13 protein-coding genes and 3 tRNA genes are annotated in these 14,087 nt (G+C 65.3%); 10 read left to right on the top strand and 6 right to left on the bottom strand.

The window, feature by feature from the left end:
- Nucleotides 1-15 precede the first annotated feature (15 nt).
- The 4 genes from ABIB38_RS08125 (at nucleotide 16) to ABIB38_RS08110 (ending at nucleotide 4,133) form a co-directional block, all read left to right on the top strand.
- Nucleotides 16-555: a phosphoribosyltransferase gene (locus ABIB38_RS08125; RefSeq protein WP_429203254.1), complete on the top strand. Its 540-nt coding sequence runs from the start codon at nucleotides 16-18 to the stop codon at nucleotides 553-555.
- 125 nt (nucleotides 556-680) lie between these two features.
- Complete coding sequence (locus ABIB38_RS08120) at nucleotides 681-1,277, top strand: MarC family protein (RefSeq protein WP_429203253.1); 597 nt, start codon at nucleotides 681-683, stop codon at nucleotides 1,275-1,277.
- A 106-nt stretch (nucleotides 1,278-1,383) separates the two neighbouring features.
- Nucleotides 1,384-2,016, top strand: a complete 633-nt coding sequence (locus ABIB38_RS08115; RefSeq protein ID WP_429203252.1) for a PEP-CTERM sorting domain-containing protein — start codon at nucleotides 1,384-1,386, stop codon at nucleotides 2,014-2,016.
- A 98-nt stretch (nucleotides 2,017-2,114) separates the two neighbouring features.
- On the top strand, nucleotides 2,115-4,133 hold the full coding sequence (locus tag ABIB38_RS08110) for a hybrid sensor histidine kinase/response regulator (RefSeq protein WP_429203251.1): 2,019 nt from the start codon (nucleotides 2,115-2,117) through the stop codon (nucleotides 4,131-4,133).
- A gap of 169 nt (nucleotides 4,134-4,302) precedes the next feature.
- On the opposite strand, the gene uvrB is transcribed toward ABIB38_RS08110, so the two are convergent.
- Nucleotides 4,303-6,411 (bottom strand): excinuclease ABC subunit UvrB, encoded by a 2,109-nt coding sequence (uvrB, locus tag ABIB38_RS08105; protein ID WP_429203250.1) that lies wholly within the window; start codon nucleotides 6,409-6,411, stop codon nucleotides 4,303-4,305.
- Between the two features lie 120 nt (nucleotides 6,412-6,531).
- Here uvrB and ABIB38_RS08100 point away from each other — a divergent pair, with 120 nt between their 5' ends.
- The 4 genes from ABIB38_RS08100 (at nucleotide 6,532) to ABIB38_RS08085 (ending at nucleotide 8,922) form a co-directional block, all read left to right on the top strand.
- Nucleotides 6,532-7,743, top strand: coding sequence for an amino acid aminotransferase (locus ABIB38_RS08100; protein ID WP_429203249.1), 1,212 nt, complete (start codon nucleotides 6,532-6,534; stop codon nucleotides 7,741-7,743).
- 113 nt (nucleotides 7,744-7,856) lie between these two features.
- A tRNA-Asn gene (locus ABIB38_RS08095) sits at nucleotides 7,857-7,932 on the top strand.
- Between the two features lie 89 nt (nucleotides 7,933-8,021).
- Nucleotides 8,022-8,780 (top strand): alpha/beta fold hydrolase, encoded by a 759-nt coding sequence (locus tag ABIB38_RS08090; protein ID WP_429203248.1) that lies wholly within the window; start codon nucleotides 8,022-8,024, stop codon nucleotides 8,778-8,780.
- Nucleotides 8,781-8,846: 66 nt separating this feature from the next.
- Nucleotides 8,847-8,922: transfer RNA gene (locus ABIB38_RS08085), tRNA-Asn, on the top strand.
- A gap of 156 nt (nucleotides 8,923-9,078) precedes the next feature.
- Here the strand turns inward: ABIB38_RS08085 and purT are convergent.
- Entirely contained in the window at nucleotides 9,079-10,293 is a 1,215-nt protein-coding gene (gene purT, locus ABIB38_RS08080; protein WP_429203247.1) for a formate-dependent phosphoribosylglycinamide formyltransferase, read from the bottom strand.
- Nucleotides 10,294-10,433: 140 nt separating this feature from the next.
- On the opposite strand from purT, the gene ABIB38_RS08075 reads away from it, so the two are divergent.
- A tRNA-Asn gene (locus ABIB38_RS08075) sits at nucleotides 10,434-10,509 on the top strand.
- Between the two features lie 54 nt (nucleotides 10,510-10,563).
- On the opposite strand, the gene ABIB38_RS08070 is transcribed toward ABIB38_RS08075, so the two are convergent.
- From ABIB38_RS08070 to ABIB38_RS08060, 3 genes are read right to left on the bottom strand one after another with little or no spacing between them, the layout of a single operon-like run.
- Nucleotides 10,564-11,019 carry a DUF6691 family protein gene (locus tag ABIB38_RS08070; RefSeq protein WP_429203246.1) on the bottom strand — a complete coding sequence of 152 codons (456 nt, stop codon included), beginning with the start codon at nucleotides 11,017-11,019 and terminating at the stop codon, nucleotides 10,564-10,566.
- Nucleotides 11,016-11,456, bottom strand: a complete 441-nt coding sequence (locus ABIB38_RS08065; protein WP_429203245.1) for a YeeE/YedE family protein — start codon at nucleotides 11,454-11,456, stop codon at nucleotides 11,016-11,018. Before ABIB38_RS08065 ends, ABIB38_RS08070 begins: the two co-directional genes overlap by 4 nt.
- A 60-nt stretch (nucleotides 11,457-11,516) precedes the next feature.
- Complete coding sequence (locus tag ABIB38_RS08060; protein ID WP_429203244.1) at nucleotides 11,517-11,837, bottom strand: hypothetical protein; 321 nt, start codon at nucleotides 11,835-11,837, stop codon at nucleotides 11,517-11,519.
- Between the two features lie 159 nt (nucleotides 11,838-11,996).
- On the opposite strand from ABIB38_RS08060, the gene ABIB38_RS08055 reads away from it, so the two are divergent.
- Nucleotides 11,997-13,646 carry a response regulator gene (locus ABIB38_RS08055; RefSeq protein ID WP_429203243.1) on the top strand — a complete coding sequence of 550 codons (1,650 nt, stop codon included), beginning with the start codon at nucleotides 11,997-11,999 and terminating at the stop codon, nucleotides 13,644-13,646.
- Here the strand turns inward: ABIB38_RS08055 and ABIB38_RS08050 are convergent.
- Complete coding sequence (locus ABIB38_RS08050) at nucleotides 13,628-14,083, bottom strand: response regulator (protein ID WP_429203242.1); 456 nt, start codon at nucleotides 14,081-14,083, stop codon at nucleotides 13,628-13,630. The genes ABIB38_RS08055 and ABIB38_RS08050 overlap by 19 nt on opposite strands.
- Between the last annotated feature and the right edge of the window lie 4 nt (nucleotides 14,084-14,087).

Raw genomic sequence — 14,087 nt, 5'->3', positions numbered from 1 at the left:
AATCTGGAGTAGAAGATGAATACCCCCGTATCGACCGACAAGGACCTGTGGGTCTCCTGGGATGAATACCACCGCCTGATCGAGCGCCTGGCGCTGCAGGTCTATGAATCGGGCTGGAAGTTCGACCAGGTGCTGTGCCTGGCGCGCGGCGGCGTGCGTCCTGGCGACGTGTTCTCGCGTATCTTCGACGTGCCGCTGGCGATCCTGTCGACCAGCTCGTACCGCGAAGAAGCCGGCACCAAGCAGGGCGACCTGGACATCTCGAAGTACATGACCATGACCAAGGGCCCGCTGTCCGGCCGCGTGCTGCTGGTCGACGACCTGGCCGATTCGGGCGTCACCCTGCGCAAAGTCAGCCAGCACCTGACCGAGAACTACAAGGACGTCACCGAAGTGAAGTCGGCGGTCATCTGGGTCAAGGGCACCTCGTCGATCCGTCCCGATTACTACCTGGACGACCTGCCGCACAATCCGTGGATCCACCAGCCGTTCGAAGAGTACGACGGCCTGCGCCCGCACCAGCTGGCGGCCTGGCTGAAGAAGTTCGAGAAGTAATTCGACCGGCACCATCGGCGCGAGACAGGGGAGGGCGAAAGCCTTTCCCTGTTTTTTTTATGGGCGTTGCCTGAACTGATAATATTGCGTCACTCCAACTTTTGGCATCCCAACAATAACAAGCCATGACCCAGAGCTTCTTCCAGACCTTCATCCTGCTCATCCTCGTGACCGATCCCTTCGGTAACGTTCCGCTATTCGCCGCCGCCCTGAAAGACACGCCGATCGAGCGCCGCAACAAGATCGTGATCCGCGAATGCGGCATCGCCTTCCTGCTGCTGCTGGTGTTCATGTTCTTCGGCAAGCACTTCCTCGAAGCGCTGCACCTGTCCCCCGTCGCGCTGCGCATCGGCGGCGCCGTCATCCTGCTGATGATCGCAATCCGCATGATCTTCCCGCACCCCGACGGCGTGCTGGGCAAGAGCGAAGGCGGCGAGCCCTTCATCGTGCCGCTGGCGATTCCCGCGCTGGCCGGCCCGTCGGCGCTGGCCACCGTGCTGTTGTTCTCGTCCACCGGCTTCACCGACACGATGGTGCATGTCGCCGCGCTGGCGGCCGTGGGCGTGGTCTGGCTGATGGTGTTCCTGAGCGCCGAGAAGCTGCAGCAGAAACTCGGTCCGCAGGTCATGACCGCCTTCGAGCGCCTGATGGGCCTGATCCTGACGGCGATGTCGATCGAAATGCTGCTGGGTGGTATCCGGGAGTTCGTGCAGACCCTGTGAGCGGGCGGCGGGCGGCAGGAGATACGCCGTCGCATTGACTCCCGTCAGATCGTCTTCGCGGCAATCAATCATCGTTTACTTCCGGATGTGCTCAGAGGGGGTCTCGATGAAATCCGTAATGCGTCTTGTTGCAGCAGTCCTGCTTGCAGCGGCAGTCGCCCTGCCGGCCAGCGCCAATATTGTCCGCGACGGCAGTTTTGAACTCGGCGATGGCGCGTGGGAACTGACCGAAGGCTGGTTTCTGGGAGACGCCGGCCGCGGCGCGCACAGTGGCGTGAACTCGCTCAGCACCGGCTGCCTGGGCCCCGGGTTCTCCTGCTTCGCCACCCAGGTCCTGCCGACGACGACCGGCCAGCGCTACGATCTGAGCTTCTGGCTGTATGCGGACGGCGTGATCGGCCCGGATGGCTTTCCGATATTTCAGTTCGATAATGGAGTCAGGGTAATGTTCGGGGACGCGCTGGCGACCGCCATCTACAACTTCCCGACCACGAACACGTCCACCGATATCCTGACGGGCGGCCCGTCCACGCAGGTCATCGTCCGCAACCTGCTGGCGACATCGACATCGACCATCCTGCAATTATCCGGCTACCACGATCCTTCGGGGATCTTCTTCGACGACGTCTCGGTCGAGCTGGCGGTCAGCCAGATCCCGGAGCCCGGAACCTTGTCGCTGGTCGGCATGGCGCTCGGCTGCCTTGGCCTGTGCAGGTGGCGGCGCGCACGCGCGACCTAGGCGGCAGGAAGTCGCGTTCCGGGCATCCGTGCGGGAGTCGTCGCCCAAATCTGGCACACTGTCGTGTACGCAGATTGTGCGCGACTCCCGGACCTTGAATGAAACAGGAACCAGCGACACCCTCCGAATGGCTGCCTTTCCTCAGCGGCGGCGGCATGATGGGCGCGATGATGCGCGCCCACGACTGGAGCGCGTCGTCCCTCGGGGCGCCACGCGAATGGCCGCAGGCGCTGCGCACGACGGTCGGCCTGATGCTCAACTCGAAGTTCCCCATGTTCGTCGCCTGGGGCGGCGAGCTCGGCTTCCTGTACAACGACTCCTACATGTCGATCTTGGGCGACAAGCACCCGGCCGCGCTCGGCGCGCGCTTCCATGATATCTGGGCCGAGATCTGGCATGACATCCATCCGCTGATCGTGCGCGCGCTCAAGGGCGAGGCCAGTTACATGGACCGCCTGCCGCTGCGCATGCGCCGCCATGGCTACGACGAAGATACCTGGTTCCGCTTTTCCTACTCTCCGGTGCGCGACGAGGACGGCACCGTCGCCGGCATGTTCTGCGCCTGCGTCGAGATGACCGGCGAGGTGCTGGCGCAGCGCTACCGCGAGGAAGAGAACCAGCGCCTGGTGACCCTGTTCGAGCAGGCGCCCGGCATCATCGCCGTGCTGCGCGGCCCGGACCACGTGTTCGAACTCACCAATCGTTCCTACCTGCAACTGGTCGGCCACCGCGCGCTGGTCGGCAAGGCCGCGCGCGACGCGCTGCCCGAGGTGCAGGGGCAGGGCTTCTTCGAGCTGCTCGACCACGTGTACCAGACCGGCCAGCCGTTCGTGGGCCACGCGGTGCCGCTGCGCGTGCAGCGTGACCCCAATGCGCCGCTGGAGGAGCGCTTCATCGACTTCGTCTACCAGCCGATCCGCGACCAGCACGGCAAAGTCTCGGGCATTTTCGTGGAAGGCAGCGACGTCACGGCGCGCAAGCGCATCGAGGACGAGCTGCGCGCCGCCAACCGCCAGAAGGACCAGTTCCTGGCGATGCTGGCGCACGAGCTGCGCAACCCGCTGGCGCCGATCGCGACGGCCGCCCAGCTGCTGCAGCGCGGCCAGCTGGACGCGCCCGGCATCCAGCGCGCCAGCGACATCATCGCGCGCCAGGCCCAGCACATGACGTCGCTGGTCAACGACCTGCTCGACGTCTCGCGCGTCACGCGCGGCCTGGTTACGATCACCAGGGAAGCGCTGGAGATGCGCGACATCGTGCTCGAGGCGGTGGAGCAGGTGCGTCCGCTGATCGATGCGCGGCGCCACGAACTGCGGTGCGAGATCGCAACGACCCCCTTGCGCGTGGAGGGCGACCGCACCCGCCTGATCCAGGTGGTGTCGAACATCCTGAACAATGCCGCCAAGTACACGGCGCCGGGCGGATGCCTGGTGCTCAGCGCGCGCGCCGAGTCGGACTCTGTGCGGGTAGCGGTGCGCGACAACGGACAGGGCATCGATCCGCCGATCCTGCCCTACATTTTCGATCTGTTCATCCAGGCCGAACGCACGCCCGACCGCTCGCAGGGCGGCCTCGGGCTCGGCCTGGCGCTGGTCAAGAGCCTGGCCATGCTGCATGGCGGACGGGTGGAGGCGCACAGCGCAGGCCTGGGCAAGGGCAGCGAGTTTGCGGTCTATCTGCCGTGCCTGGCCGAGGCGCCGGACGCGGGCCCACCGCCCCTCGACGTGCAGTCGCGCGGCGCGCGCGGGCTGAGGGTGCTGGTGGTCGACGATAACGTCGACGCGGCCCAGATGCTGGCGACGCTGCTCGAAATGAATGGATATGAGGTCGACATCGCCTACGATGGCCGGGACGCGCTGGCGAGCGCGGTGCAGGCGCCGCCGGACGTGGCCCTGCTCGACATCGGGCTGCCCGACATCGACGGCCATGAGCTGGCGCGCCGGTTGCGCGCGATGCCCGAGACCACCCAGGCGATGCTGGTGGCGCTGACGGGCTATGGGCAGGCGGAAGACCGGCAACTGGCGCACAACGCCGGATTCGATCATCACATGGTCAAGCCGGCGGACCTGGCGAAATTGCTGGAGTTGCTGGCGGGAGTGGCGACGCACAACGCCTGAGCCGAGCCGGGCGTTGCCTTGGTTGATAGCGCCAGCACGTCGTTCCCGCGAAGGCGGGAACCCAAGTGTGCGTGCGTCAACACAGCGTTCAAATATATCGGCAACAGGACGAACTTGGGTTCCCGCCTGCGCGGGAACGACGCGCGCATGCTGCGCACTGGTGGGCGAGTTATTTGCCCAGCATCGACACCACGTTATCCGCCCCCGGCGCCCCGAACGCCTGCTGCTTGAGCACGTGCAGTTGGTCGCGCACCTGCGCCGCCTTCTCGAACTCGAGGTTCTTGGCATGGTCGACCATGAGCTTTTCGAGGCGCTTGATCTCCTTGCTGATCTGCTTCTCGCTCATCGACTCGACCTTGGCCGTCGCCGCATCCTCGTGCGCGCCCTCGACCATGGCCTTCTGCGCGGCGCTGCTGTACACGCCGTCGATCATTTCCTTGATCTTCTTCTGCACACCCTTCGGCGTGATGCCGTTGGCCTCGTTGAAGGCGATCTGCTTGGCGCGGCGGCGCTCGGTCTCGTCGATCGCGCGCCGCATCGAATCGGTGATCTGGTCGCAGTACAGGATCGCCACGCCGTTGAGGTTACGCGCGGCGCGGCCGATGGTCTGGATCAGCGAACGTTCGGAACGCAGGAAGCCCTCCTTGTCGGCGTCGAGCACCGCCACCAGCGACACCTCGGGCAAGTCCAGGCCCTCGCGCAGCAGGTTGATCCCGACCAGCACGTCGAAGGTGCCCAGGCGCAGGTCGCGCAGGATTTCGACCCGCTCGACCGTGTCGATGTCGCTGTGCAGGTAGCGCACCTTGATGCCGTGGTCGCCCAGGTACTCGGTGAGCTGCTCGGCCATGCGCTTGGTCAGCGTGGTCACCAGCACGCGCTCGTTCTTGGCGATGCGGTCGCTGATCTCGCTCATCAGGTCGTCGACCTGCGACAGGGCGGGGCGCACGATGATCTGCGGGTCGACCAGGCCGGTGGGGCGCACTACCTGCTCGACCACGTTGTCGGCCTTGCCCTGCTCGTAGTCGGCCGGTGTGGCCGACACAAAAATCGTCTGGCGCGCCTTGCTCTCGAATTCCTGGAATTTCAGCGGCCGGTTGTCCAGCGCCGACGGCAGGCGGAAGCCATAGTCGACCAGGTTCGTCTTGCGCGAACGGTCGCCGCTGTACATCGCGTTGAGCTGGCCGACCATCACGTGCGACTCGTCCATGAACATCAGCGCGTCTTTCGGCAGGTAGTCGATCAGGGTCGGCGGCGGTTCGCCCGGCATCGCGCCGGACAAGTGGCGCGAGTAGTTCTCGATGCCCTTGGTAAAGCCGATCTCGGCCATCATCTCGAGGTCGAAACGAGTGCGCTGTTCGAGGCGCTGTTCCTCGATCAGCTTGTTCTCCTTGCGGAAGTAGTCGAGGCGGTCGCGCAGTTCCGCCTTGATCGACTCGACCGCGCGCAGCACGGTGGAACGCGGGGTAACGTAGTGCGAGCCCGGATACACGGTAAAGCGCGGGATCTTCTGGCGCACTCGGCCCGTCAGCGGGTCGAACAGCTGGAGCGACTCGATCTCATCGTCGAACATCTCGACGCGGATCGCCAGTTCGGCATGCTCGGCCGGGAAGATGTCGATGGTGTCGCCGCGCACGCGGAACGAGCCGCGCGGGAAATCCATCTCGTTGCGGGTGTACTGCATCTGGATCAGGCGCGCGATGATGTCGCGCTGCGCCACCTTGTCCTTGTGGCGCAGGGTCAGGATCATCTTGTGGTATTCGTTCGGATTACCGATACCGTAGATCGCCGACACGGTGGCCACGATGACCACGTCGCGCCGTTCCATCAGCGACTTGGTGCACGACAGGCGCATCTGCTCGATGTGCTCGTTGATCGACGAGTCCTTTTCGATGAACAGGTCGCGCTGCGGCACATAGGCTTCGGGCTGGTAGTAATCGTAGTACGAGACGAAATACTCGACCGCGTTCTGCGGGAAGAATTCGCGAAACTCCGAATACAGCTGCGCCGCCAGCGTCTTGTTCGGTGCGAACACGATCGCCGGCCGGCCGGCGCGCGCGATCACGTTGGCCATCGTGTAGGTCTTGCCGGAGCCGGTCACGCCAAGCAGCGTCTGGTACGACAGCCCGTCGTTGATGCCTTCGATCAGGCCCTCGATCGCGGTCGGCTGGTCGCCGGCCGGCGGGAAGGGCTGGTGCAGCTTGAACGGCGAATCCGGAAAAGTGAGCACGGTGGAGTCGGTCGTCGATTCCGGAGAAGTTGCGATGGATAAATCAGCCATACTTACAGACCTTTGTTAGAATGAGAATCCGCTCGCGGCCTTGCAACACAAGGGGCCGCTGTCTATACAATTGCTAACCCCGCCGCTGTCAACCCAGCCGACACAAACGAGTTTATCACGATGACTTCCACTGCTTCTGCCAGCCTTTTTGGCGCCATTGAGATGGCCCCGCGCGACCCTATCCTGGGCATCACCGAAGCCTTCAATGCCGACACCAATCCCGCCAAGATCAATCTTGGCGTCGGTGTCTATTATGACGATAACGGCAAGGTGCCACTGTTGGAGTGCGTACAGAAAGCGGAAGCGAAACTGATGGCGCAGCCTGCGCCGCGCACCTACCTGCCGATCGAGGGCCTGGCGGCGTACGACAAGGCCGTGCAAGAACTGGTATTTGGTGCCGACAGCGCGGTTATTCAAGAGAAGCGTGCGATCACCGTGCAGGCCCTGGGCGGCACCGGCGCGCTCAAGATCGGCGCCGACTTCCTCAAGCGCTTCCTGCCGCACGCCGACGTCTACATCAGCGACCCGAGCTGGGAGAACCACCGCGCGCTGTTCGAAAGCGCGGGCTTCACCGTGCACAACTACGCCTACTACGACCCGAGCACCCGCGGCGTGAACTTCGACGGCATGCTGGCCGCGCTCAAGGCCATGCCTGCCGGCTCGATCGTGGTGCTGCACGCCTGCTGCCACAACCCGACCGGCGCCGACCTGTCGCAAGCGCAGTGGGACGAAGTGATCGCCGCCGTGCAGGCTGGCGGCCTGGTGCCGTTCCTGGACATGGCTTACCAGGGCTTCGCCAACGGCATCGACGAAGATGGCGCCGTCGTGCGCCGCTTCGCCGACACCGGCATGCCGCTCCTGGTGTCGAACTCGTTCTCGAAGTCGTTCTCGCTGTATGGCGAGCGCGTCGGCGCGCTGTCGATCGTCGCCACCAGCGGTGAAGAAGCAGCGCGCGTGCTGTCGCAACTGAAGCGCGTGGTGCGCACCAACTACTCGAACCCGCCGACCCATGGCGGCAAGGTCGTCGCGACCGTCCTGTCGACCCCCGAGTTGCGCAAGCTGTGGGAAGAAGAACTGGCCGGCATGCGCGTGCGCATCCGCGAAATGCGCGGCGCCATGGTCGAGAAGCTCAAGGCCAAGGCGCCGGAGCACGACTTCGAATTCGTGCGCCGGCAGGTCGGCATGTTCTCGTATTCGGGCCTGACCAAGGAGCAAGTGGGCAAGCTGCGCGAGCAATCGATCTACGCCGTGGACACCGGCCGCATCTGCGTCGCCGCGCTGAACTCGACCAATATCGATCGCGTCGTTGACGCGGTTGCCAAAGTTCTCTAAAATCCCGGCTCTCCGCAACTGCCACGGCAGGTGGGGAGAGCAGCAGGAGTGGCGGTTGCGGTCTGGGCAAATTTGACAGAAACGTTTCAGCAGCCATATAATGCAGCATCAATTCCCTGATAGCTCAGTTGGTAGAGCGACGGACTGTTAATCCGCAGGTCCCTGGTTCGAGTCCAGGTCGGGGAGCCAGAATACTGAAAAGGCCGCGTCGTGAGATGCGGCCTTTTTGCTTTGCGGCGCGCGGGGTGAGCGCCATTCGATCGTCACAGGAGATTCGCGTGAAGCAACTGCCGAAAAGCCATGCCACCCTGATCGAGGGGCAGATGTTCCGCTTGATGAAGTCGGGGCGCGGCAAGCCGTCGATCGTGCTGATCAATGGCGCGGGCGGCCCGCTCGACGGCTGGTACAAGCTGTATCCCGAGATCGAGCAATTGGGCACGGTGTTCGCCTACGATCGGCCCGGCGTGGGCGGCAGTCCCAAGCCGCGCGAGGCGCAGTATGGCGAGACCGTGGTGGCCCAGCTGCGCCTGCTGCTGCAGGCGGCCGGCGTCGAGCCGCCGTTCGTGCTGGTCGGCCACTCCTTCGGCGGCTTGCATGCGAACCTGTTCGCGCGCGCCTTCGCCGACGAAGTGGTCGGCGTGTTGTTCCTGGAAGCCACCGCGCCGGACGATGTCACGACGCTCAAGGGATTCCAGTCGCCGCTGCAGCGCGGCTTCATCAAGCTGCTCGACCGGATGTCGCCGCGCGATCAATTCGACGAGATCAGGCACGAATTCGAGACCGTGAAGGACATCCAGGAAGCGCCGGCGTTTCCGCCGGTGCCGGTGACGGTGTTGTCGGGCACCAAGCGCCTGCCGCGCTGGATGGTGCCGGCCGCCCTGGTGCGCGCGCGTGAGCGCTCCCAGCTGGCGCTGGCTGCCTTGTCGCCGCTGGGCGAGCGCATCGAGGCGCGGCGCAGCGCCCACTTCCCGCAGCTGACCGAGCCGGAGCTGGTGCTGGACGCCTTGAAGCGGCTGGTCGCGCGCGCGACCGCCTAGTTTCACGTGTTTTCGTCGTGTGGGCACTTGCGAAATCGAAAACAGCAGGTATAATGCGGCCTCCTTTCCCTGATAGCTCAGTTGGTAGAGCGACGGACTGTTAATCCGCAGGTCCCTGGTTCGAGTCCAGGTCGGGGAGCCAGAACACGAGAAGGGCCGCATGCGAATGCGGCCCTTTTTGCATGGAGCTTGCGCGGCAGGCGCGAAGCGCCATCTCGCCCTCTTCCCGTCAGCGCCTCCACGAACAGGCTGAAATTCGAGATCAACCTGTTCGGCGCGATGAGTTCGGTGCTGTCGTTCAGCGCTTGCCGGACACCGGCTTGACCTTCGATGCCGCGTCCAGCGCACGCCGGCGCGCGGTGTCGACGTCGTCGGCGGTGGCCAGCGCCACGCCCATGCGGCGGCGCGCGAACGATTCCGGCTTGCCGAACAGGCGCAGGTCGGCGCCCGGCACGCGCAGCGCCTCGGCCACGCCCTCGAAGGCGATGCCGGCTTCGTCCAGCTGGCCATAGATCACGCTCGATGCGCCTGGCGCGCGCAATGCCGTGTTCACCGGCAGGCCGAGGATGGCCTTGGCGTGCAGCTCGAATTCGCTCTGCACCTGGCTCGCCATCGTCACCATGCCGGTGTCGTGCGGGCGCGGGCTCACTTCCGAGAACCACACCATGTCGCCCTTGACGAACAGCTCGACGCCAAACACGCCCAGGCCGCCCAGGTTGGCGGTGACCTTGGCCGCGATGTCGCGCGCGCGCTCGAGCGCCAGCGGCTGCATCGGATGCGGTTGCCACGATTCGACGTAGTCTCCCTGCACCTGCTTGTGCCCGATCGCCTCGCAGAAGTTCGTTTCGATCTTGCCGTCGGCGCCCAGCGAACGCACGGTCAGCAGGGTGATCTCGTAGTCGAAATCGATGAACCCTTCGGCGATCACGCGGCCGGCGTCGACCCGGCCGCCCGCGGCGGCGTAGTCCCACGCATCCTGCACGTCGGCGGCCGAATCGAGCTTCGACTGGCCCTTGCCGGACGACGACATCACCGGCTTGACCACGCAGGGAAAGCCGACCGCTTCGCACGCTTCCTGGAGCTGCGCCAGGCTGCTGGCGAAACGGTAGGGCGAGGTCGCCAGGCCCAGCTCCTCTGCTGCCAGGCGGCGGATGCCTTCGCGGTTCATGGTCAGCTGGGCCGCGCGCGCGGTCGGGATGCAGGTGATGCGGCCCGCGGCCTCGAGTTCGGCCAGCTTGTCGGTGGCGATCGCCTCGATCTCGGGCACCACCAGGTCGGGCCGTTCGCGCTCGATCAGCGCCTGCAGCGCGGCGCCGTCGGTCATGTCGATCACGTGCGCGCGGTGCGCCACCTGGTGGCCGGGCGCGTTCGGGTAGCGGTCGACGGCGATCACTTCGACGCCCAGGCGTTGCAGGGCGATGATCACTTCCTTGCCGAGCTCGCCGGAGCCGAGCAGCATGACTTTGGTTGCGGACGGGGAGAGCGGGGTGCCGAGGGGGCGGGGAGTGGTCATGGTTGGTCCAGGTAAAGTAGCAGGCCGCGCGCGGCAAAGCCGAAACTATAGCAAAGCACGCGGCGCCGGATCGGGCGGCGGCCCGATTCGCAAGTTGCACTGGTCAAACTGCAAACGCCCGGCTATAATATTGCCTCAATTCCCTGATAGCTCAGTTGGTAGAGCGACGGACTGTTAATCCGCAGGTCCCTGGTTCGAGTCCAGGTCGGGGAGCCAGAACAAGAGAAGGGCCGCATGCGAGTGCGGCCCTTTTTGCTTTTGGCAGCGCCCTCACGCCGCCGCGCGCGGCGTCTCCTGCCGTTTTGCGCGCCGTTGCAGTCGCCGTTGCAATAACTCGTGGATCGCCATCCCCGCCACCATCGCCAGGAAGAACAGCAGCGGCTTGACGCCGCCCACCAGGACCGACGCCACCGCCGGCCCGGGACAATACCCCGCCAGTCCCCAGCCGGCGCCGAACGCCAGGCTGCCCATCAGCAGCCGGCGGTCGATACGGGTCGCTGCCGGCAACTGCAGCGGCTCGCCGAGCAGGGAGCGGCGCCGGCGCCGCGCGAGCGCGTAGGCCGGCATGGCGGCCAGCAGCGCGCCGCCCATCACGATGCCGAGCGACGGATCCCAGGCGCCGGCCAGGTCGAGAAAGGCCAGCACCTTGGCCGGATCGGTCATTCCAGACAGGATCAGCCCGGTCCCGAACAGCAGGCCGGCCCACAGGGCGAACAGGATCTTCATGGGGCGCTCCCGAACACATGGCGCAGCAGGTAGACGACGGCGAAGCCGGCGCCCATGAAGGCAACGGTCGCCGCCAGCGAGCGCGTTGATCCGCGCGCGATGCCGCACACGCCGTGTCCGCTGGTGCAGCCGCCGCCGTAGCGGGTGCCGATGCCGACCAGCAGGCCGGACGCGATCAGGGCCGGCCAGCCCGCATCGACCTCCACCGGCGGCAACGTCGCCGCCAGCGTGTAGAGCAGGGGAGCGCAGGCCAGTCCGGCGAGAAACGCCAGGCGCCAGCCGGTCTCGCCGGGCGCCGGCCGCAGCAAGCCGCCCAGGATGCCGCTGACGCCGGCGATGCGCCCGTTGAACAGCAGCAGGCCGCCTGCCGCCAGACCGACCAGCAGCCCGCCGGCCAGCGCCGACCACGGCGTAAAAGCGACCCAGTCGATGTCCATCGCATCCCCCGATCCACATTGGACCGCGGATGCGCGCAGAAGTTATCGTTGGCCTATCGCTCAGCGGCTCTTTTTCTTGTTGGACGGGTAAGTGCGGGTGTAGAACTCCGGCGGCTTTTTCGCCACCCAGGCGATAAAACTTGCGATATCTTCATGTCGGCGCAGCGCTTCCCAGGTATGGTAAGTTTGCAGTAGCTCGCGTTCGGTAAATGCCGAGTGAATCTTGCGATGGCAAATCTTGTGGATCGCAAACTGTTCCTTGCCCTTGAATGTCTTCGGGATCAAGTGGTGGCGGTCGATATTGACGGTTCCCAGGATGCGTTCGCACAGCGGACAGAGGTTGGCAACCACGGTTTGCTCCGGTTGTTTTTGCTTGCTCAATCGGATATGGTGCGTAATCATGGGGTGCACAAGACTTGTCCCGCTGTTTTCAATTCGGAACTGGCGTCAATTTCCACTTGTTAAATGATATTGAGGTAAAATTAACCTTACACGTTTGCAATAACGTTTTACCATCATTCCTGAAAGCGACGCCGTTGCATGATCGAAGACGACTCCACCCGCTGCTCCGTGCTGTTGATCGATGATGAATCGTTTGCGCAGGACATCATCGCCCATGGCCTGAAGGGTTGTGCCGGTCACCAGTTGATGTACGAATCCAGCCCCGAGCGCGCCGTGGAGGTGGCCCGGCAGATCGACGCGACCGTGGTGCTGGTCGACCTGCGCATGCCCGGCGGCCTCGACGGCTTCTCGGTGATCGCCCGGCTGCGCGCCCATCCCGACACCGAAGACCTCCCGGTCATCCTGCTCTCGTCCGAGGACGATCCCGACATCAAGGCCAAGGCCTTCGCCATCGGCGCCAGCGACTACATGGTCAAGTGGCCTGATCCGCGCGAGCTGGTGGCGCGCGTGCGCCACCACAGCAGCGCCTGCATCGCGCGGCGCGAGCGCGACCAGGCGTTCGCCTCGCTGCGCCGCAGCCAGGAAGAGCTGGCCGCCAGCCAGTCGGCGCTGCAGCAGGCGCAGAAGATGGAAGCGATCGGCCAGCTCACCGGCGGCGTCGCCCACGATTTCAATAACGTGCTGCAGATCATCGGCGGCAACCTGCAACTGCTCAAGCTGGTCGGCAACCTGAACGAAGCGGCGCAGGCGCGGGTCGAGATGGCGTTGTCGGGCGTGGAGCGCGGCGCCAAGCTGGCCGCGCACCTGCTCGCCTTCGCGCGCCGCCAGCCGCTGCAATCGGTGGTGATCGATCCCGGCCACCTGCTGCGCGAGATGGACGATATGGCGCGCCGCGTGCTCGGCGCCAGCACCCTGGTGCGCACCGAGATCGCGCCTGGCCTCGGCAGCACCATGATCGACCCGAACCAGCTCAATAATGTGCTGCTGAACCTGGTCATCAATGCGCGCGACGCCATGCCCGATGGCGGCACGCTCACCATCCGCGGGGCCAACATCGGCGGCGACGACGAATTGCCGCCCGAAGTGCCGCACAACGATTACGTGATGCTCGAGATCGCCGATACCGGCAAGGGCATGCCGCCCGATGTGCTGCGGCGCGCCTTCGAGCCGTTCTTCACCACCAAGCCGACCGGTCAGGGAACCGGGCTGGGTCTGTCGATGGCGTATGGTTTCGTGAAACAGTCGGGCGGCGAGATCGTGCTGCACAGCGAACCGGGCAAGGGCAGCAGCGTGCGCATCTACCTGCCGCGCAGCCGTTCGGCGCCGGCGGCGAGCGAGGAGCCGTCGCCGCACCTGCCGCTGGCCGGCGGCCTGGAGACCATTCTCGTGGTCGAGGACGAACCGAACGTGCGCTCGTCGACCTGCGGCATCCTGTCCGCGCTGGGCTACGAGGTGCTGGAAGCGGCCAATGCGGCCGAGGCGGCCCGGATCATCGAGACCGGCCGCCATATCGACCTGGTGTTTACCGACGTGATCATGCCGGGACCGGTCAGCAGCCTGCAGCTGGGCGAGATCGTGCACCGCCATCTGCCGGAGTGCCAGGTGCTGTACACCTCGGGCTATGCCGAGGGCGTGCTGGCGCATGAGGGCAAGCTGGACTCGTCGGTCCACCTGCTGCAAAAACCCTACCACCCGGACGCGCTCAGCGCGCGCATCCGTCACCTGCTGCGGCGCGCCAGGCGCGCCGTGAACCGGCCGTCAGCGCCGACTCACTTCGGCTTGATGTAGCGGCGCGAGCCTGGCGGCGGTTCGTTGAGCACCGCCCAGAAGATGCCGAGGTCGCCGATCGCGCGCACGAACTCGTTGAATTCCACCGGCTTGACGACGTAGGCGTTCACGCCCAGCTGGTAGCTGCGCACCACGTCCTGTTCTTCCTTGGACGAGGTCAGCATCACCACCGGCACCGCCTTCAGTGCCTCGGTCTGCCGGATTTCCTTGAGTACTTCGAGTCCGTCGACCTTGGGCAGCTTGAGGTCGAGCAGGATCACGGCCGGGCTGCCGAGCTGGCGCTGGGCGAACTCGCCGCGGCGCTTCAGGTAGTCGAGCGCTTCCGCGCCGTCGCGCACGACCACGACTTCGTTGGCGAGCTGGCTCTTCGACAGTGCGATGAGCGTCAGCTCCAGATCATGGGGATTGTCTTCCACCAGGAGGATAGGCTTGAGCATGAAT

This window comes from Massilia sp. UYP11, assembly GCF_050434805.1.
Classification (GTDB): domain Bacteria; phylum Pseudomonadota; class Gammaproteobacteria; order Burkholderiales; family Burkholderiaceae_D; genus Telluria.
The sequence above is the reverse complement of the archived record's forward strand: the minus strand, read 5'-3'. Positions and strand labels throughout refer to the sequence as shown.